This is a genomic window from Corynebacterium sp. HMSC08C04 (assembly GCF_001807495.1).
GTDB classification, from domain to species: domain Bacteria; phylum Actinomycetota; class Actinomycetes; order Mycobacteriales; family Mycobacteriaceae; genus Corynebacterium; species Corynebacterium simulans.
Genome location: NZ_KV789202.1, coordinates 266,810 through 285,472, shown reverse-complemented (window position 1 = coordinate 285,472; position 18,663 = coordinate 266,810). Strand labels below are relative to the sequence as shown.

Here is an 18,663-nt window from a genome sequence, read left to right as displayed (position 1 = left end):
CCCCGTGTCCCGCCTGAGGGTTAGGGTAAAAGGCTGTGAATGACGTGAAACAGCGCTCCCCGCTGACCTTCCATAAGCGCCTGAGCCCCTGGCGCGCCGGGCTACACGTGATGTTCGCGTTTTTGTTGCTATTCGGCCTGCTGCGCGCCGGGCTCGACGGGCGCCTCGATGCCCGCGCCCTTGGTCTGGCAGTCGCATTGGCCGTGGTCTACGCACTGCGGCGCGCACTCCCCCGCGCCCTGTGGCTAGTAGGGCTGTGCGTGCTGTGGTGCGGGCTCATGGTGCATGCCCAGGACTTCATGTGGCTGGAGTTCCCGCTGGTCTTTGCTTTTCTAAGCTCGCTTCCCCGCTGGCCGGGCATCGCCTGCAGCGGATTGTTATGGGCGCTGGCGGCCTTCCTGCCCGCCTGGCAGCATCCGGCGGAATGGACCATCGCGGCGGCCATCGGCCCCTTCATCGGCACGGCCTTTGCCATCGGCACCTTCCATGCCGGGCGCATGGTGCAGGCTGAGGCGGCGCACCACGCGGAGGTAGCCCGGCAGCTGCGCGCCACCCAGGCCGAACTTGCCGCGAGCGAGCACCAAGCAGGCCGCCTGGAAGAGCGCGAACGGCTCTCCCGGGAAATCCACGACACCGTGGCCCAGGGCCTTTCCTCCATCGTTCTGCTCTCGCGCGCGGCTCAAAAAGATCCTTCCCCAGAGACGCTGGCGCTGATTGAAAAGGTGGCCAGCGAGAACTTAAGCGAGGCCCGCCGCTTCGTCAGCGAGCTAGCATCTCCCGCCGCCTCCTTGGAGGAGGCCCTCCAGCAGGTAGTGGATTCGGCTGCCGCGCAAGCCGCGGCGCTGGGTAAAAATACCGTCATCGACCTGGTTGTTTCGGGAGAATGCACGGTGCCCGAAGCGCACCATCAGGACCTGCTGCGCGCCGCACAGGAAGGGCTCAACAACATGCTCAAGCATTCTGGCGCCCGGCGCGCGGTGGTCACTTTAGGCTGTTTTGAAGGCGAGACCACGCTCGACATTGTCGACGACGGAGAAGGCATGGACCCTGCTTCACCTTCGCAGGGTGGCTTCGGGCTGCGGGGCCTGCGCCAGCGCGTGGAAAGCCACGGCGGTACGCTCACGGTGGAATCTTCCCCGGGCGAGGGAACCGCCCTTGCTATCCGTATGCCGCAAAAAGTGGAGGACCAGGATGCTTAACGTCATGCTCATCGATGATCATCCCGTGGTGCGCGCCGGCCTGCGGGCCATTTTGAACGCTTTCCCCGACATCGATGTGGTGCTAGAAGGCGCGGATGGGGCGGACGTCGCCAAGCTTGCAGCTCCCGATGCTCCACATGTTGACGTGGTCATTTGCGATATCCAGATGCCCGGCACCGATGGCATTGCGGCCACTTCCCAGCTCGCCCAGGCTGGCGGCCCGCCGGTGCTCATCCTCACCACCTATGACACCCAATCCGACATCGTTTCCGCCGTGGAGGCAGGCGCCCTGGGCTATCTCCTAAAGGATGCGCCGGAGCAGGCGCTTCACGACGCCGTCCTGGCCACGGCCGCCGGCAAACGCACCCTGGCACCCGAGGTGGCAGCACTTTTGGCCGAGCGCATCACCCGCCCCGAGGTGGCGCTTTCCGGCCGCGAGCTGGAGATCCTAGAAGCCCTGGCCACGGGCAAATCGAATAAGGAGCTTGCCCAGCGCCTGTTTATCTCGGAAGCTACAGTGAAGACGCACTTGATTCACATCTATCAGAAGCTGGGCGTGGATACCCGCACAGCGGCTGTCACCGTGGCCCGGGAAAGGAAGCTCATTTAAGTGTCCGCGCAGGTTTATGATTGCCTCGTTTTAGGCGGCGGCCAAGCAGGGCTGGCCACGGCCTACTACCTGCGCAGAAAGGGCTTGAACTTCGCCATCTTGGATGCGGAATCGCGCCCCGGTGGTGCGTGGCTGCACACCTGGCCCTCGCTGACATTGTTTAGCACCACGAGCGCCTCCAACCTACCGGGCTGGCCCATGCCTTTTTATGAAGGTTTCCCGCCGGCGAGCCACGTGGTGGATTATCTAACTCGCTACGAGGAGCGCTATGAGCTGCCGGTGCGACGCCCCTTCATGGTTGAGTCCGTGGAGCACGATGGCGAGTTCTTCCACGTCTACTCGAGCACGGAACGCTTGCTGGCCCGCACCGTGGTGGCGGCCACTGGTACCTGGCGTGCGCCCTTCATCCCGTACTACCCCGGTAAGTTCGCGGGGACACAATGGCATTCGGCCATCTATCCCGGCGTTGCGGAGTTCAGCGGCTCCCGCGTGGCAGTGGTGGGCGCGGCCAATTCCGGCGCACAGATCGCGGCAGATCTGCTGCTTGAAGGCATTTCCACGACCTGGCTAACGAGGGGCGAGCCGCGCTGGATGCCTGACGACGTCGACGGACGCGTGCTCTTCCGGCGCAACCGCGAGCGTCTCAACGCCATCAATCGCGGCGAGCCTGACCCCGGCGCGGATACGAACCTGGGCGATATCGTCATGGTCCCGCCGGTGCTCAAGGCGCGTGATGAAGGGCTCCTGCGCGCCACCCCGATGCCGGATTCCCTCGACGACATCGACGCGGATCACCTGATTTGGGCCACCGGCTTCCGGCCCGCACTTCGCCCCATCTCCCGCCTACTGGTAGACCGCCAGCCCACCGTCCCGGGGCTCTTCCTCGTGGGATACGGCACCTGGACTGGCCCGGGCTCAGCCACCATCACGGGTGTTAGCCCCTTTGCCAAGCAGGCGGCGGCAGACGTTGCTTCTTTTATTAAAGGCCGGATTGATTGAGCGCTGCTTAAGCGATGATCCCCGTGGCAATCGCACAGCCCAAAACGGTCAGCGCGGTGGCAGCCATAAACCCAATCCGGTGCAACACCTTGGACTGTTTTTCCTTGCTGACGCGTGACATGAAGAAGGCCGCCACGGCGGTGCCCAAAGTGTTGAACACAAGGTCATCAACGTCGCTGAAGCCGAGGGCGAAGAGGTACTGGAGGGTTTCGATGCTCAAGCTCAGCGCCAAGCCGGCCAGGATGGTTCCGCCGAGGCCAAAGCGCACGCGGCGCAGATTCTGGCCCATCACGATAAGGCTTGCGCCGAGTGGCATAAACAACAAGAAATTGCCGATGGTGTTGGTCCAAGGCCCGTACCAGATGGTCGGATGATCAAAACCGTTGAACATTTGCAGATCTAAGCTTCGCACCGCATGCGCGGAGGCATTGACCACGCCGGGGATCTCAATGAAGGATTTACCCAACGTCGCCACACCAACAACGAGCAGCACGAGCGCCGTGACTAGAAGTGAGTCACGGCGCAGCGTTTGGTGGCGGCGCGGGGCCGCCGGAATACGGCTGCGCGAATGAGTGGTTTGTTCGGTAACGAGCATGTCCGAGAATCTAACAACAAAAGCTGTACTTTTGCCGTGTACTTCGCTGGCAAAACACTGATTCATAATGGGCGTACCATCGTGGGCATGAGCACACTCAAAGTCACGCGAAACGAAGACGGTTCCATCTCTCACGCTTTCGAGGATGAGCCGATTCTGGCCGAGGGCGACGTACTGGTTAACGTTTCCCATTCTTCGTTGAACTACAAGGATGCAATGGCACTCGACGGTAACAAGGGCGTCATGCGCATCAACCCGCTGGTGCCGGGCATCGACGTCGTGGGCACCGTTGCGGAGTCAAACGATGAACGTCTACCTGAGGGCGCCCTGGTGGCCGCTTTCGGCGACGGCCTGGGAGAATTCCGCCACGGCGGCTACACCACTAAGCAGCGTGCGAATGCCAATGCCACCCTCGTGGTTCCGGAGCGCTTCACTGCTGCCGACGCCGCCGCAATCGGCACCGCGGGCTACACCGCCGCCATCTGCGTCAACCAGCTGCTCACCCACGGCACGCGCGAGGGCCATGTGCTGGTCACTGGCGCCACGGGCGGCGTGGGCTCCATCGCCGTCCAATTGCTCAAGTCCCTGGGCTTCGAGGTCACCGCCGTTACCGGCCGCGTTGATAGCGAAAGCGAGTACTTGCAGGCCCTGGGCGCAGACCACATCATTGATCGTTCCGCACTCTCGGAGACCGGCCGTCCGCTGCAGAAGGCGCTTTACGACGGCGCGGTAGACACCGCTGGCTCCACCGTCCTGGCCAACGTCTTGGCGCAGATCAAGTGGGGCGGCGTCGTAGCAGCAACCGGCATGGCCGCTGGTCCTGACCTCCCGGCTTCGGTACTGCCATTCATCCTGCGCGGCATCGTCCTGGCAGGCGGCAACTCCGTTGACGCACCGCTCAAGGTCCGCGAGGACGCCTGGAAGCTGCTGGACGAACACCTTGATCTTGAGATGCTGCATTCTATTTCCAGCACCGTTGCGCTCGACGATGTCGCAGACGCCGCCAAGGAGCTGCTCGCCGGCACCCACCATGGCCGCACGATCGTAGAAATCTAGACAAACTATTTAGCAGCGCTGGGGACGATTAGTTTTCCCAGCGCTGTTACTATTTTCCTATGCGTTCCCGTCTCTCTATCTCTGCTGCCGCGCTGGTTGGCACCCTCGCCGCCGGCCTCGTCACGCCCGTTGCCCAGGCTGGCATCACCATCGACCCTAACGCTGTGCCCGGGCGTACTCAGGTCACGCTGCGCTACAGCAATGGCGCAGTAGTCTCTACTGCTAATTCCCACGAATCTCGCCCGGCGCTTTCCTTGGTCAAGCTCTACTTGGCCTATTGGGTGCTGCAGCACGGTGCTCCGGCGGACAAAGCCCGCGTGGAGAACATGATTCGTTTGAGCGAGGACGGCACGGCCACAGACTTGGACCGCCGCTACCCGCAGGCAATCCCTGAGGTCATCGGCCAGTTTGGCCTGCATGAGACCCACTACCCTGGATTCTGGGGCAACACCACTACCTCTACTGAGGACCTTGCGCGCTTTACCTCCGCGATTGTGGGCGACCCACTAGCCACGCCAATTATCAATGGCATGCGCACCGCTTCCCCCGTTGCCGCTGACGGCTATAAGCAAGACTTTGGCACCTCACGCGTGCCGGGTGTTGTGGGCACGAAGTTCGGCTGGGACGATAACCGCAACGTCCATGCCACCGCCTCCTTTGGCAATGGTTTTACCATCGCCGCGAATACTTATGGCGCGGCCTCCCAGCTCACCGGCGACATCTTGGGTGCCGTTCGCATCACCGCTGACGGCATCCGCAATTCGGGCCGCCAGCCTTCCCCGCTGGAGCAGCAAATCCTCAACTTCGTGCCGGTGCAGTTCCACGACCCAGCCCGCCAGGCAATCCGCGGAGCCGAAGATTCAGTGGCCAACGCCCAGCTACAGTTCTGCGCCTTGGCCGCCCAGGCAGGCTCTTCGCACTTATGCGCCTAGTTTAGAAGTCAGATACTTCTAAACGTGCAGGTCGCGGTCCTGAATGCCCTTTGGCACCATGAGAACGCCGATGAGAGAGATGGCGGAGATGACAATCGCGTAGGTAGCGATAGCCATGGAGGTCTTGAACTCAGTGAAGAGCATCTCCGCGATCATCGGGGCGAAAGCACCACCGATGATGGAGCCAAACGCGTAGCCGATTGAAACACCCGAGAGGCGCACCTTCACTGGGAACATCTCCGCGTAGAGCGCGGACTGGGGACCATAGGTGGCACCCAGCATGGTCGCCAGGATGAGAACCGCACCACCGAAGAAGGCAAGATTGCCGGAGTCAACAGCCATCCAGGACGGAATGGACCACGCAGCCAACGCAATGTAGCCCACGATAAAGGTGCGCTTGCGGCCCACCTTGTCCGACAGGTGGCCGAAGTAGAGGGTGCCTGCGAACCAACCGATGGATGCAATGAGCGCGACTAGCAGGGCGTCGGTGCGCTCGTAGCCCACTACCTTGGTGCCATAAGAGGTGAAGTAGGCGATGACAAAGTAGCCCACAGCGTTGTTAGCTGCGAAGATGAGCGCGCACTTAATGACGGTACCGGTGTGGCTCTTGAACAGGACCGCCAAGGGGGCAGATTCCTTCTTCTGAAGATCCTGCAGCTCAGCGAATGCTGGAGACTCTTCCACCGCGCGGCGGATGAAGTAGCCCAGAAGAATCAGGACAACGGAGGACAGGAAGGGGATACGCCAGCCCCATGCCAGGAACTGCTCCTGCGTCAAGACCGCGGAAAGCAAAAGCATGAAGATGGTGGCCAGGAACATTCCGAGCGGAACTCCCACCTGCGGGAAGGCGCCGAAGAGGCCGCGGTGGCCGCGTGGCGCGTGTTCCACGGCGAGCATTGCCGCACCGCCCCACTCGCCGCCAGCAGAAAGCCCCTGCAGCACGCGCAGCGCCACCAACAGGATTGGGGCGGCCATGCCGATTGCAGAATAGTTGGGCAAGACACCCATGAGCATGGTGGCTAGCCCCATGCCAATCAGAGTGATGACAAGAACTGGCTTGCGGCCCAGCCGGTCACCCAAGTGACCTGCGATGATAGCACCCAGCGGGCGGAACAGGAATGAGATACCCAATGAAGCCCAGGAAATGATCTGCGCGAGCGAGGCGTTTTCATTCGAGACTGGGTCAAAGTACTGCGTGGCGAAAATAAGACCCGCAGCTTGGGCGTAGATAAAGAAGTCGAACCATTCGATGGTGGTTCCGACCATGGAGCCGGCGAGCACGCGCTTGTGCTCGCGAGTGATTCCAGTTGCCGGTTGGCTACGTTCAATTACAGGTGCAGACATAGGGTGACTCTCTCTATGGGTGCAAAAGCAGATGGATAAGGGCGATTACTTATCGCGGTTATCGACGATGCGCTTTGCCTTGCCCTCACCGCAGTCAACGTGGTCAACCACATCGACGCCGACGGAGATACCGATGCGGTTCTTGATCTGCTTCTTGAGCCAATCACCCGATGCTTCGATATCAGACTGGGCAACGTCTGTTGCATGTTCAACAACCAGCGTCAGGTGATCCATGCGCCCCTTCTTCGACAGGATGCATTGGTAGCGCGGGCGCAGGTTGGAATCCTCAGTGATGATTTCCTCAAACTGGGATGGGAAACAGTTCACGCCGCGCAGAATGATCATGTCGTCGTTTCGAGCCGAAATTCGGTCGATGCGGCGCATGGAACGCGCTGTTCCCGGCAGCAGGCGAGTGATGTCGTGCGTACGGTAACGGATGATCGGGAATGCTTCCTTGGTCAAGGAAGAAATCACGAGCTCGCCGTATTCTCCATCAGGCACCGGCTGCAGGGTTTCTGGGTCAATGATCTCTGGGTAGAAGTGATCCTCCCAGACGGTCAGACCGTCCTTGGTTTCCACGCATTCTTGCGCAACACCAGGACCCATGACCTCAGAGAGGCCATAAATATCGGTGGCCGTGATGCCAAAGCCTTCTTCGAGCTCGCGACGCATGCCCTCAGTCCACGGCTCGGCGCCGAAGACGCCAGCTCGAAGCGAGGTTTCACGCGGGTCGATGCCGTCTTTACGCATACGATCCAAAAGGTTAAGCATGTAGGACGGGGTGCCAAGGATGGCATCCGGCTGGAAGTCCTGCATGATCTGAATCTGGCGCTCGGTTTGACCACCAGAGGTTGGGATTGCGGTCGCGCCCAGCTCCTCGACGCCGTAGTGAGCGCCAAGACCACCGGTGAATAGGCCGTAGCCGAAGGTGATCTGCACCTTATCGCTTGGGCGCAGGCCACCGGCACGCAGGGAACGAGCCACGAGTTCAGCCCAGATCCTCACGTCATTTTGGGTATACCCCACCACGGTTGGGCGGCCGGTAGTGCCGGAGGACGCGTGGATACGGGAGATCTGGCTCTGGTTTACAGCAAACATTCCGAACGGATACTCGGAGCGCAGCGTCTCTTTATCAGTGAACGGGAACTTGGCAAAGTCTGCCAGCTCCTTGAAGTCATCGGGGTGGACGCCCAATTCATCAAACGCACGGCGGTAATGAGGGACGTTGTAGTACGCGTGGCGCAGCTCGTTCTTTGCGCGCTGCGTCTGTAACGCGATGATTTCGTCGCGGGAAGCATACTCAATGCCCATCTGCGGGCCGTGGTGATCGGAAAAGATGTCAAACGTTGCGGTCACGTTGTTGCCTTTCGACTCGGGAGAATTGAGGTCCACACCCGCATTCCCTCGAAAGCGCTGCTCGAGATATTTAACTGTCTTGCTTGGGTTAAGCCGAGGAATATTAACCTCGGCGAATTCATGACCTACCGTTCGTTCAGGTAAATCATGTGAGGTACAATACAAGGCCTGTACGTGAGTTACAACACAATTAAAAAAGTTTCATGACCCAGGGCACATTTCCCGTTGGGAAAACGCAGCTAAGGCCTAGAATTTTTCTCTCACAGATTCTCCCCAGTCGAGCTACCCCCGCAGCACCCCAAAACTTCTAGCCCCTCAGGCCACCAAACAACAAGCCCACCACAGCATCGGCGACTTCCTCCGCCTCCAGCTTGCCGCCCGGGTTGTACCACTCCGCCACTGAGTTGACCATGCCAAAGACCATGCGAGTCAAGATCGCAGCGTCCAGGTCAGACCTGATTGCGCCATCCTCCTGAGCATCGCGCACGAGCGGGATAACTGAGCGGGTTAGCTTACGACGTCGCTCCAAAGCGCGGGACTCAACCTCCGAGTTGCCACGCAGCCGCAGCAGCAAAGACACCGACTGCGGGTCTACACACAGCACATGAATGGACCCCTCCACCAGGCAGCGCACACGCTCCCCGGAAGCCAAGTCCGAATCTTTAACCTCGGCAACCACGGCCTCAAGCTCGCTGAGCGCGCGGGCAACCGTCAGCTCCAAAATCTCCTCTTTTGAAGAGATGTGGTGATAAAGCGCCGACTTTGTAATTCCCAGCTCGTGCGCAACATGCCCCATCGATGTCGCGTCATATCCACGGGCATTAAAAGCGCGCACAGCCGCGCTAATTACATCATCACGGGAATAGCCCGGGCGACCCCGCCCGGCACCAACATTTACTTCAACCACGGTCCCCATTCAAGCAGAACGGCCAAAAAATGGTTAGACTCTCCAATCACCACACCCCCATTTCTCATCGAGTGCTTGCTCTAGATCTCCAGCTAACTAGGAGCATCCATGAGCCAGATCCTGCGCCCCGGCGTGGCCGAATCTGAAGAATTCGCCCACGTCCGCGCCATGTTTGAAAGCGATAAAGCCACCGCGCACATCGGCGCGGAGATTACCAAGCTCGAACTTGGACACTGCGAAGGCCAATTCACCATCCGCCCAGAGATGTGCAACGGCCACGGCACAGCACAGGGCGGTTTTCTCTACACCTTTGCCGATTCACTTTTTGCCGGCGCGTGCAACTCCCCCGGCGAAGTCGCCGTCGCTGCCCACAACTCCATTCACTACATCGCCCCCGCTTTCGAGGGCGACGTCGTCAGTGGCGTAGCCATCACGCGCGAGACTTGGGGACGCAACGGAATCGTCGACGTTTCGCTGAACATCCACGGCAAACCCATCGCGGAGTTCCGCGGAACCTTCCGCGTCCTGCCAGCCAAGAAGTAACGAAGTCTCCCCCAAGAAACTAGAGACACATCACAAAATGTGTTGACGTAGGTCACAGATCTCCCATATACTGACCAACCATTCAGTAAGTAATACCCCGCTTACTCCTCCATCCGGATAGAAGGATTTCCTCCATGACTACCACTGACTCCGCACTCGCCAGCGCAGAGGCAGAAGCACGCTTCGACGAGCTCATTGCGGAAGATTCCCGCATTGAGCCCACCGACTGGATGCCGGCCGCCTATCGCAAGACGCTGACCCGCCAGATCTCCCAGCACGCGCACTCCGAGATCATCGGCATGCAGCCAGAAGCCAACTGGATCACCCGCGCACCATCACTTAAGCGCAAGGCAATCCTCATGGCCAAGGTGCAGGACGAGGCAGGCCACGGCCTTTACCTCTACTCCGCCGCCGAGACCCTCGGCACCTCCCGCGATGAGCTGGTACAACAGCTTCTTGATGGCACGGCGAAGTACTCCTCCATCTTCAACTACCCGGCGCGCACCTGGGCAGACATCGGAGCAATCGGCTGGCTGGTCGACGGTGCGGCAATCTGCAACCAGGTCCCACTGTGCCGCGCTTCCTATGCCCCATACGGCCGCGCCATGGTGCGCATCTGCAAGGAAGAATCCTTCCACCAGCGCCAAGGCTGGGAGATCCTCTACGAACTCTCCCACGGCACCGAGGAGCAAAAGCAGATGGCGCAAGAGGCCATCAACCGCTTCTACGGCCCAGCCCTGCAAATGTTCGGCCCACCAGATGATGATTCCCCGAACTCCAAGCAGTCCATGGAGTGGAAGATCAAGCGTTTCTCCAACGATGAACTGCGCCAGCGCTTCGTCGACATGATCGTCCCGCAGGCTGAGGCCCTAGGCCTCCACTTCGAAGACCCGGACCTTAAGTGGAACGAGGAGCGTGGCCACTACGACTTCGGCGAGCTGGACTGGGCCGAATTCAAGTCCGTCATCAAGGGCGAGGGTCCGTGCAACGTGCAGCGTATGCAGCGACGTCGCCAAGCGCATGACGACGGCGCCTGGGTCCGCGAGGCAGCAGCTGCTTATGCCGAGAAATACCACAACGTCGACTCCGCCCTGTCGGCCTAATCCGCTCCACATCAACCAAAGGAAACCCCATGTCTGAAAATCAATGGCCAATGTGGGAAGTCTTCGTCCGCTCTTCCCGCGGCTTGTCCCACGTCCACGCTGGTTCTTTGCACGCGCCCGACGCAACCATGGCGCTGCGTAACGCGCGCGATCTATACACCCGCCGCAACGAAGGCACCTCCGTGTGGGTAGTTCCCACCGAAGCAATTTCTTCTTCCGATCCTGACTCCAAGGGCGGCTTCTTCGAGTCCCCGCAGGGCAAGAGCTACCGCCACGCCACCTACTACGACAAGTCCGAGGGGGTGCCGCACCTGTGAGTGGATTCGCTAGCGCCGATTCTGCGACCAAGCAGTCGCAGGGTAACGGCATTACCGCAGAAGACATCGCCGCTTCCGGCGCCGTGGCCTCGGAAGACGTTGCTGCTTACGCACTAACGCTTGGCGACGACGCCCTTATCCTCGCCCAGCGCCTGGGCTGGTGGATCTCCCGCGCCCCAGAGATGGAAGAGGACATCGCACTCGGAAATATCGCACTCGACCTCATCGGCCATGCCCGCTTCCTTCTGACCTACGCGGGTACTGCTTATGACAAAACTGAGGACGATCTCGCCTACTTCCGCAACGAAGAACAATTCCGTTCCTGCCGCCTCGTGGAGCAGGAAAACGGCGACTTTGGCCAGACCATCGCACGCCAGCTGCTCTTTTCCTACTACCAGTACGGTCTCTACACCGCCCTGCTGGCATCCAAGGATGAGACGCTAGCGGCCATCGCGGCAAAAGCCATCAAGGAAGTCGAGTACCACGTCGACCACGCCAATCAGTGGATCCTCCGCCTTGGCCTGGGCACCGAGGAATCCAAGCGCCGCGTGCAGGCAGGCCTGAATTACATGTGGCCTTACCTCGACGAACTCTTCGAGGATCTGCCGGTGCACGAGAAACTCGCCGCCGAAGAGATTGCCGTTCTGCCTTCCTCCCTGCGCGCTGAGTTCGACGAGCGCATCGCGCACGTCCTTGGCAAGGCCGAACTGGATATCCCGCAGGTAAAGCAGGCTCGTTCCGGCCAGCGCGGCGGCGGTTTTTCCGAGTACCGCGGCTACATCCTCGCCGAGATGCAATCGCTCGCCCGCCAGCATCCGGGCGCTACCTGGTAAGGAGTTTGACCACTGTGACCATCACTGATACCTCTCATCCCCTGCGCCCGGCAGCGCCTGCCGACGCCCAGGTATGGGACGTCGCCGCGCAAGTCCCCGACCCCGAGATTCCCGTCATCTCGATTGCGGACCTGGGGATTCTGCGCGCAGCGAAGCTAGAAGACGACGTCGCAGTGGTAACCATTACTCCGACCTACTCGGGCTGCCCCGCCATGGAGCACATCACCGCGGATATCACCGCAGCGCTGGGGCAGGCAGGCTACAGCGCTGCCCGCGTGGACCTAGTGCTGCAGCCGGCGTGGACCACCGACTGGATCACCGAGTTGGGCCGCAAGAACCTCAAGGATTATGGCATCGCGCCGCCAACCGGCAAGTCCCGCGCGGCAAACTCTGGACCCATCCCGCTGACCCTTGGTCCCCCACCTGCCATCGAATGCCCACACTGCGGCTCCCGCCGCACCCGCAAGCTCGCCCAATTTGGCTCTACTTCCTGCAAGGCACTGTATAACTGCCTGGACTGCCTAGAGCCTTTCGACTACTTCAAGGTGCACTAATGACCACCACAATCCCCGCTAAGAAGAAGGCTACGTTCAACACCCTGACCGTGACCGGTGTACGTAAGCTCACCGAAGACTCCGTCGAGGTTTCCTTCGCAGTCCCCGCCGAACTCCAGGAAGACTACAACTACATCCCCGGCCAGTACGTGGCACTGCGTGCCGAGATCAACGGCCAGGAAGTGCGTCGCTCCTATTCCATCTGCGATGTGCCGCGCGACGGCGTCATCCGCGTGGCCATCAAGCGCGACCGCGGCGGCATCTTTTCTACCTGGGCCAACGAGGAGCTAGAGCCCGGTACCCAGATGGACGTGATGAACCCGCAGGGCGCGTTTACCTCAAAGACCCACCTGACCGGCCTTAATAACCCAGAGGCCGTGCGCGAGGAGCTGGAAAAGCTTGACCATCCGCACCTCGTCGCCGTTGCCGCGGGTTCGGGCATCACCCCAATCATGGCGATTGCTCAGACCGTGCTGGCGGAGTCCCCGGAAACCACCTTCGAGCTCATCTTCGCCAACAAGGGCGGCGGAGATGTCATGTTTGCCGAGGAGATCGGTGACTTGAAGGATAAGTACCCGAACCGCTTCGCCGTCCATCACGTGCTTTCCCGCGAGCAGCGCGTCAACCCGCTGTTTTCCGGCCGCATCGACGCCGAGAAGCTGCAGACGTTGCTCGATAACGTGGTGCGCACCGAGAACGTGGACGAGTGGTTCCTGTGCGGCCCCTTCGAACTGGTCCAGCTGGTCCGCGACGAGCTCTCCGGCCGCGCTGTCGACGAGAAGAACGTGCGCTACGAGCTCTTTACCACCGGCAAGCCCACGGGCAATCAGAACCAGTCTGGCCGCCGGGTAGAAGCCGATCCAGAAGGCAACAACGTCGAAATCACCTTCCAGCTCGATGGCCTCTCCGGCTCGGTTACCTCCCCGGTTTCCGCCCACGAATCACTCCTGAACGCCGCTCTGCGCGTGCGCTCCGATGTCCCATTCGCCTGCGCCGGCGGCGTGTGCGGCACCTGCCGCGCCAAGGTCACAGAAGGCGAAGTGGAGATGGATGAAAACTACGCCCTCGAGGCCGACGAAGTGGCAGCCGGCTATGTGCTGACCTGCCAATCCCACGCCACCACGCCAAACGTCTCCCTCAACTTCGACGCTTAAAACCCACTACTTACTTTATAAAGGCACAGCATGATTGAACTACAGGTGGACGCTGAAAGCGGCGTCGCAGAACTCATCTTCAACAAGCCTAAGGCCATGAATTCTCTAGGCATTGCGGATTTGGCAGAGCTTTCCGATGCCCTCGATGCCGCAGCCAAGGCGCAGCCCAAAGCACTCATCGTCCGCGGCGAGGGCAAGAGCTTTAGCGCCGGCCGCAACATCAAGGGGCTAAACCCGCGCGAAGATGACGCAACCGACTTCCTAGCCAACAAGGTCACCCCAGTCCTGCGCCAGCTCGACGAGTTCCCCGCCCCAACCTTTGCCGCAGTCCACGGCCCCTGCCTCGGCGTAGGCCTAGGCATCGCGCTGGCCTGCGACGTTGTCTATGTCGCCGAAGACGCCAAATTCGGTTCTCCTTTTGCCAACCTCGGCGCCACCCTTGACTCCGGGGGCCACCACCTCTTCGTCGAGCGCCTCGGACCGCACCGCGCGATGGACCTCATCATCACCGGTGAGCTCATCAGCGGCGCCGAGGCTGTACGCGCGGGCCTGTTCTCCCGCGCACTCCCGGCAGAGGAGCTGCTGGACTTTACCCGGGGCGTCGCCAAGCGCGCGGCTCAAGGGGCCACCTTGGCATTCATGGCCAGCCGCAAGCTCGTCCAAGACATCCGCGACAACGGCACCGGATTGTGGGACTCCGTGGAGCAAGAAAACATCGCACAAGGAAAGCTGTGCGAGACCGAAGACTATTACGAAGGTTTTGATGCCTTCAACGAAAAGCGCAAGCCGCAGTTCAAAGGAGCATAAATGACTACCTCTAACGCATACCTCGTCTCCGGTTTCCGCGCGCCGGTGGGCCGCTACGGCGGCGCGCTTTCTTCCGTGCGCCCCGACGATCTCATCGCCACCGCCATCAAGAAGACTGTGGATGAGGCGGGCATCGATCCCTCCTTGGTGGATGAAGTCATCATCGGTAACGCCAACGGCGCCGGCGAGGAAAACCGCAACGTAGCACGCATGGCGTGGCTGCTCGCTGGCTTCCCCGACACCGTTCCGGGCATCACCGTCAACCGCCTGTGTGCTTCGGGCATGTCCTCGATTGCGCTGGCTACCGCCCTCGTGGAATCCGGCCAGGCCGACATCATCGTCGCAGGTGGCGTGGAGTCCATGTCGCGCGCGCCGTGGGTTATGGAAAAGCCCACCAAGGCCTTTGCCAAACCGGGCGAGGTCTATGACACCTCCATCGGCTGGCGCTTCCCCAACTCCAAGTTCCTGGCGCAGGAAAAGATGACCTACTCCATGCCGGAGACCGCCGAAGAGGTAGCTAACGTCTACGGCATCACCCGCGAGGACGCGGACGCATTCGCCCTGCGCTCCCACCAGCGCGCACTTCAGGCTATCGCCGACGGCAAGTTCGCCTCCGAGATCGTCGCCATCGAGGTCACCGACCGCAAGGGCAACGTCACCGTCGTCGATACCGACGAGGGGCCGCGCCCCGAGACCTCCCTGGAAAAGCTCGCCAAGCTACGCCCGGTAACCAGCCTCGGCGATGTCACCACCGCCGGCAACGCATCTTCGCTTAACGACGGCGCTTCCTGCGTCATCGTCGCCTCCTCTGCGGCGATTGAAAAGTACGGCCTTAAGGCTCGCGCCCGCGTGGTCGCGAACTCCGCCCGCGGCGTCAAGCCCGAGATCATGGGAACCGGCCCTGTGCCCGCTACCCGCCAGGTGCTTGAACGCGCTGGCTGGAGCATTGAGGGCCTCGACGCGGTTGAGCTCAACGAGGCCTTCGCCTCCCAGTCCCTCGCATGCATCCGCGAGCTCGGGCTCGACGAGGACAAAGTCAATGCGTGGGGCGGCGCCATCGCTCTGGGCCACCCACTGGGTTCCTCGGGTTCGCGCATCACGCTGACCCTGCTCAACCGCTTGGAGACCGAAGGCTTGCAGCGCGGCGTCGCCACCATGTGCGTCGGCGTGGGCCAGGGCACCGCTATCGCGATCGAGAGGGTCTAAATGAGTACCGCTATCGAAGTAACCCAAGAAGAAGGCTTTGTTCTAGCCCGCCTGAACCGCCCAACAGTGCGCAATGCCATCGACGAGCAGATGGTGGCTGAGCTGCACGAACTCTGTGCGCAGTTGGAACAAGAACCGCAGATTCTCATCATCACCGGCTGCACCGTGGAAACCTCCAAGGGCCCGCGCGGCATCTTCGCCTCGGGCGCGGACATCGCCCAGCTGCGGGAGCGCCGCCGCGACGACGCCCTGCGCGGCATCAACTCCGGCATTTTTCACCGCATCGCCCAGCTGCCGATGCCCGTCATCGCTGCCGTCGACGGCTATGCCCTAGGCGGCGGCCTGGAACTGGCGCTCGCTGCGGATTTCCGGGTAGCCACCCCGTTTGCCAAGTTCGGCCAGCCGGAGGCCAACCTGGGAATCATCGCCGCGGCCGGGGCGCTGTGGCGGCTCAAGAACACGGTCGGTGTGCCGCTCGCCAAGGAGATTCTGCTGGCAGGACGCATCTTAAGCGGCGAAGAGGCGCTGGAGGCACACCTTATTAACGAGGTTCACTCCCCCGCTGAGCTCCTCGACGGCGCAAAGGCCCTAGCCGAGCGCATCGCCGCGCTCGACCCGCTGGCCGTGCGCATTACTAAACAGCTAATGGACATGCCGGATTCCGCGCACCCCTCAGTAGACAACATCGCTCAGGCCGTGCTCTTCGAGTCTCAGGCCAAGTTCGACCGCATGCAAGCATTCCTCGACCGCAAGAAGGAAAAATAAAGATGAAAACCCCGAATAAAGTTGGAGTACTAGGCGGCGGCCGCATGGGTGCCGGCATCGCGCATGCCTTCCTGGCAGCGGGTGCGCAGGTCCACGTCGTCGATATCAACGACGATGCCGTCGCAGCCGCTCGCCAGCGCGTGGAGAAGGCCATTCAGGGTTCCCTGGATCGCGGCGCTTCCGGCACCTTCGAATCGTGGGCTCAGCGCCTGACGCTGTCCACCGAGGCTGCCGACTTCGCGGGATTCCCGCTGGTAGTCGAGGCAGTCCCGGAGTCCATGGAGCTCAAGACGCAGGCATTCGCCAACGTTTCGGCGGCAGCTCCGGAGGCAGTCATTGCCACCAATACCTCTTCCCTGTCCGTATCCGAGCTGGCAGGAAGCGTAAACAACGACGTGATCGGCCTACACTTTTTCAACCCGGTTCCGGCATCCAAGCTGGTGGAGGTCGTTATTGCCGATTCCACGCCTGAGCAGCTCGTCGAGGACGCCAAGGGCTGGGTTGAGGCTTTGGGCAAGACGGCCGTTGTAGTCAAGGATGCCCCCGGCTTCGCGTCCTCCCGCTTGGGCGTGGCCATTGCGCTGGAGGCCATCCGCATGGTGGAAGAAGGCGTGGCCTCCCCGCGCGATATCGACAACGCGATGGTGCTGGGCTACAAGTTCCCCATCGGCCCGCTCGAGCTCACCGACATCGTGGGCCTCGACGTGCGTCTCGGCATCGCCGAGTACTTGGAGTCCCAGCTTGGCGAGCGCTTTGCGCCTCCGCAGCTGATGCGCGACATGGTTGCTCGCGGGGAGTTGGGGCGGAAAACGGGTAAGGGGTTTTACGACTACAGCTAGCGCCTTTAAGTTCCGCCGCCCTAGATGCCAAATCGGAGCGAAATCGCGACGTCGTAAAGCGCAGATTTGGCATTTAGGGCGATGTTTCGTGCACCCACTCCGGCTCTGGCGGCAGCGCGTATTCCTCCCATGGTTTAGGAAGCAGCGCCTTGTGCCAGAGGTGAACAAAGGAATAGAAACGCCGCGACCAATTGGGCGGCTGCGCTACCTGCTCCACGATGTAATCTAGGTGATGCGCCACGCAATGACCGGTGTAGCGCAAAGTCCGCCAACCTCTTAATACGGCTTCGTTGTTCTTCCAGTGATCGCGAATCCACACGCCCAACTCGGAATGGAACTGCAGCCCGTTAATCTCGATGGCTATCTTGCGTGAGGGAATCACGATGTCCCAGCGATGCACGCCGATGAATACGTTGCATTCAATTTTCAACCCTGCCTGCTGGAGTGCCCGTGCAACCGCAATCTCCGCGCTGGAGTCGGTGAACAATACTGCGGACCTCAATAGCTCCTGTGCTCGGGCGGGCAGGCTGGATATTTCAGCCCGGTCTGCCTCAAGCTTCTCGCGCCCGCGATGTCCGGAATAAAGCGCCTCGCAGAGCTCGATGCCGCAGCCCCAGTCAATCTGTTCGAGGGCCAACAGCGGATTCTGCACGGAGCAGCCCAGTACTTCGCGCGTCTGCTCCCGCACGCTTCGCCGCGCGGAATAGTACGTAGATGCTGGCAGACGCTTCGGTGCGGCGAGTTCTAATGGCAGTGTCACCTCGCGCTTCAGATACAACTGCGCGGCTGTCTGCCCAGTGGCGACGGCCTGCGGGTATCGCTGTTGGACCGCCCAGAGCACTTCCAGCGGCGTGGGCCTGCCCCAGACGTTGAGCCCCCGCGCAATCTTGGTGACGCGCCCGTGTTTGATGTGCGTGGCCAGTTGGCTCTTCGTCAGCCCCGACACTAAGCCCTTGTGCATGATTATCTCCCCCAATTGGAAGCTAGCACCGGCGGGCGGGGTGTGCAGCTTGAAGCGGTGGAGGCGCTCACGCCTGCCTAGATGCCAAATCGTGGCCCATTCAGGCAGCCAACATGCGTCGATTTGGCATCTAGGGCGGCTAACCTAGCTTCTTTCCACCAATGCGTTCGTGATTCGCGCGGTGCACAGGCGCTTGCCGGCTTCGTCGGTAATCACGACCTCGTGGCTACACAGCGTGCGCCCCAACTTGATGGCCGTCGCAGTAGCGGTAACCAACCCGGCGCGCCCGGAAGAGTGATGCGTGGCGTTGATGTCCACGCCCACAGCTACCTTGCCCTGCGTCGAAGCATGGATGACGGCCGCCCAGCTGCCCACGGCCTCGGCTAGGCACACCATCGCACCGCCGTGCAAGATGCCGAAGGACTGCGTATTCCCCTCCACCGGCATGGTGGCCACAACTCTCTCCGGCGACTGTTCGAGCACCTCAACGCCCATTTTCTTGTCTAGCTCACCAAGCACAATTTGCCATTGCTGCATGGTTCTCCCTCCTCGCGATGTGATGTGGATTATACTAACTTAAATT

21 protein-coding genes are annotated in these 18,663 nt (G+C 61.1%); 15 read left to right on the top strand and 6 right to left on the bottom strand.

From position 1 onward, the window contains the following. The first annotated feature begins 44 nt into the window (after positions 1-44). From HMPREF3169_RS04555 to HMPREF3169_RS04545, 3 genes are read left to right on the top strand one after another with little or no spacing between them, the layout of a single operon-like run. Positions 45-1,199 carry a sensor histidine kinase gene (locus tag HMPREF3169_RS04555; RefSeq protein ID WP_246815595.1) on the top strand — a complete coding sequence of 385 codons (1,155 nt, stop codon included), beginning with the start codon at positions 45-47 and terminating at the stop codon, positions 1,197-1,199. Continuing rightward, complete coding sequence (locus HMPREF3169_RS04550; RefSeq protein ID WP_049146724.1) at positions 1,192-1,809, top strand: response regulator; 618 nt, start codon at positions 1,192-1,194, stop codon at positions 1,807-1,809. The genes HMPREF3169_RS04555 and HMPREF3169_RS04550 overlap by 8 nt, the downstream gene beginning before the upstream one ends. Continuing rightward, the gene (locus HMPREF3169_RS04545; protein ID WP_070455811.1) at positions 1,810-2,808 is read left to right on the top strand and encodes an FAD-dependent oxidoreductase; all 999 of its coding nucleotides are present in this window, start codon (positions 1,810-1,812) and stop codon (positions 2,806-2,808) included. 7 nt (positions 2,809-2,815) lie between these two features. Here the strand turns inward: HMPREF3169_RS04545 and HMPREF3169_RS04540 are convergent, their stop codons facing one another. Beyond that, the gene (locus HMPREF3169_RS04540) at positions 2,816-3,403 is read right to left on the bottom strand and encodes a VanZ family protein (protein WP_062036668.1); all 588 of its coding nucleotides are present in this window, start codon (positions 3,401-3,403) and stop codon (positions 2,816-2,818) included. 87 nt (positions 3,404-3,490) lie between these two features. Here HMPREF3169_RS04540 and HMPREF3169_RS04535 point away from each other — a divergent pair, with 87 nt between their 5' ends. Continuing rightward, complete coding sequence (locus HMPREF3169_RS04535; protein ID WP_070455841.1) at positions 3,491-4,459, top strand: acrylyl-CoA reductase family protein; 969 nt, start codon at positions 3,491-3,493, stop codon at positions 4,457-4,459. A 59-nt stretch (positions 4,460-4,518) separates the two neighbouring features. Next, positions 4,519-5,391, top strand: a complete 873-nt coding sequence (locus HMPREF3169_RS04530; protein ID WP_070420194.1) for a hypothetical protein — start codon at positions 4,519-4,521, stop codon at positions 5,389-5,391. A gap of 18 nt (positions 5,392-5,409) precedes the next feature. Here HMPREF3169_RS04530 and HMPREF3169_RS04525 read toward each other — a convergent pair whose 3' ends face one another. From HMPREF3169_RS04525 to HMPREF3169_RS04515, 3 genes are all read right to left on the bottom strand, one after another. Continuing rightward, a complete protein-coding gene (locus HMPREF3169_RS04525; RefSeq protein ID WP_070455810.1) occupies positions 5,410-6,735 on the bottom strand; it encodes an MFS transporter in 1,326 nt (441 codons plus the stop codon). A 45-nt stretch (positions 6,736-6,780) separates the two neighbouring features. Beyond that, positions 6,781-8,046: an AMP-binding protein gene (locus HMPREF3169_RS04520; protein WP_371441002.1), complete on the bottom strand. Its 1,266-nt coding sequence runs from the start codon at positions 8,044-8,046 to the stop codon at positions 6,781-6,783. A 352-nt stretch (positions 8,047-8,398) separates the two neighbouring features. Beyond that, complete coding sequence (locus tag HMPREF3169_RS04515; protein ID WP_070455809.1) at positions 8,399-9,007, bottom strand: TetR/AcrR family transcriptional regulator; 609 nt, start codon at positions 9,005-9,007, stop codon at positions 8,399-8,401. 99 nt (positions 9,008-9,106) lie between these two features. Between HMPREF3169_RS04515 and HMPREF3169_RS04510 the strand changes: the two genes are divergently transcribed. From HMPREF3169_RS04510 to HMPREF3169_RS04465, 10 genes are all read left to right on the top strand, one after another. Continuing rightward, a complete protein-coding gene (locus tag HMPREF3169_RS04510) occupies positions 9,107-9,541 on the top strand; it encodes a hotdog fold thioesterase (protein WP_062036661.1) in 435 nt (144 codons plus the stop codon). 134 nt (positions 9,542-9,675) lie between these two features. Next, positions 9,676-10,644, top strand: coding sequence for a 1,2-phenylacetyl-CoA epoxidase subunit PaaA (gene paaA / locus HMPREF3169_RS04505; protein WP_061925266.1), 969 nt, complete (start codon positions 9,676-9,678; stop codon positions 10,642-10,644). Between the two features lie 29 nt (positions 10,645-10,673). Next, positions 10,674-10,961 (top strand): 1,2-phenylacetyl-CoA epoxidase subunit PaaB, encoded by a 288-nt coding sequence (gene paaB, locus HMPREF3169_RS04500; protein WP_005530876.1) that lies wholly within the window; start codon positions 10,674-10,676, stop codon positions 10,959-10,961. Continuing rightward, on the top strand, positions 10,958-11,794 hold the full coding sequence (gene paaC, locus HMPREF3169_RS04495) for a 1,2-phenylacetyl-CoA epoxidase subunit PaaC (protein WP_070455808.1): 837 nt from the start codon (positions 10,958-10,960) through the stop codon (positions 11,792-11,794). Before paaB ends, paaC begins: the two co-directional genes overlap by 4 nt. 14 nt (positions 11,795-11,808) lie before the next feature. After that, positions 11,809-12,348, top strand: coding sequence for a 1,2-phenylacetyl-CoA epoxidase subunit PaaD (paaD, locus tag HMPREF3169_RS04490; protein WP_062036657.1), 540 nt, complete (start codon positions 11,809-11,811; stop codon positions 12,346-12,348). Then, entirely contained in the window at positions 12,348-13,502 is a 1,155-nt protein-coding gene (gene paaE / locus HMPREF3169_RS04485) for a 1,2-phenylacetyl-CoA epoxidase subunit PaaE (RefSeq protein WP_061925276.1), read from the top strand. The genes paaD and paaE overlap by 1 nt, the downstream gene beginning before the upstream one ends. Positions 13,503-13,532: 30 nt before the next feature. Beyond that, a complete protein-coding gene (locus HMPREF3169_RS04480; protein ID WP_070455807.1) occupies positions 13,533-14,309 on the top strand; it encodes an enoyl-CoA hydratase/isomerase family protein in 777 nt (258 codons plus the stop codon). Beyond that, a complete protein-coding gene (locus tag HMPREF3169_RS04475; RefSeq protein ID WP_070455806.1) occupies positions 14,310-15,515 on the top strand; it encodes a thiolase family protein in 1,206 nt (401 codons plus the stop codon). It abuts the gene before it with no gap. After that, entirely contained in the window at positions 15,516-16,280 is a 765-nt protein-coding gene (locus tag HMPREF3169_RS04470; protein ID WP_062042932.1) for an enoyl-CoA hydratase/isomerase family protein, read from the top strand. Between the two features lie 2 nt (positions 16,281-16,282). Beyond that, on the top strand, positions 16,283-17,119 hold the full coding sequence (locus tag HMPREF3169_RS04465) for a 3-hydroxyacyl-CoA dehydrogenase family protein (RefSeq protein ID WP_061925289.1): 837 nt from the start codon (positions 16,283-16,285) through the stop codon (positions 17,117-17,119). A gap of 73 nt (positions 17,120-17,192) precedes the next feature. On the opposite strand, the gene HMPREF3169_RS04460 is transcribed toward HMPREF3169_RS04465, so the two are convergent. Both HMPREF3169_RS04460 and HMPREF3169_RS04455 read right to left on the bottom strand, forming a co-directional pair. Then, positions 17,193-18,080 carry an endonuclease domain-containing protein gene (locus HMPREF3169_RS04460; RefSeq protein WP_070455805.1) on the bottom strand — a complete coding sequence of 296 codons (888 nt, stop codon included), beginning with the start codon at positions 18,078-18,080 and terminating at the stop codon, positions 17,193-17,195. A 144-nt stretch (positions 18,081-18,224) separates the two neighbouring features. Further along, positions 18,225-18,617 carry a PaaI family thioesterase gene (locus HMPREF3169_RS04455; RefSeq protein ID WP_070455804.1) on the bottom strand — a complete coding sequence of 131 codons (393 nt, stop codon included), beginning with the start codon at positions 18,615-18,617 and terminating at the stop codon, positions 18,225-18,227. Positions 18,618-18,663 lie beyond the last annotated feature (46 nt).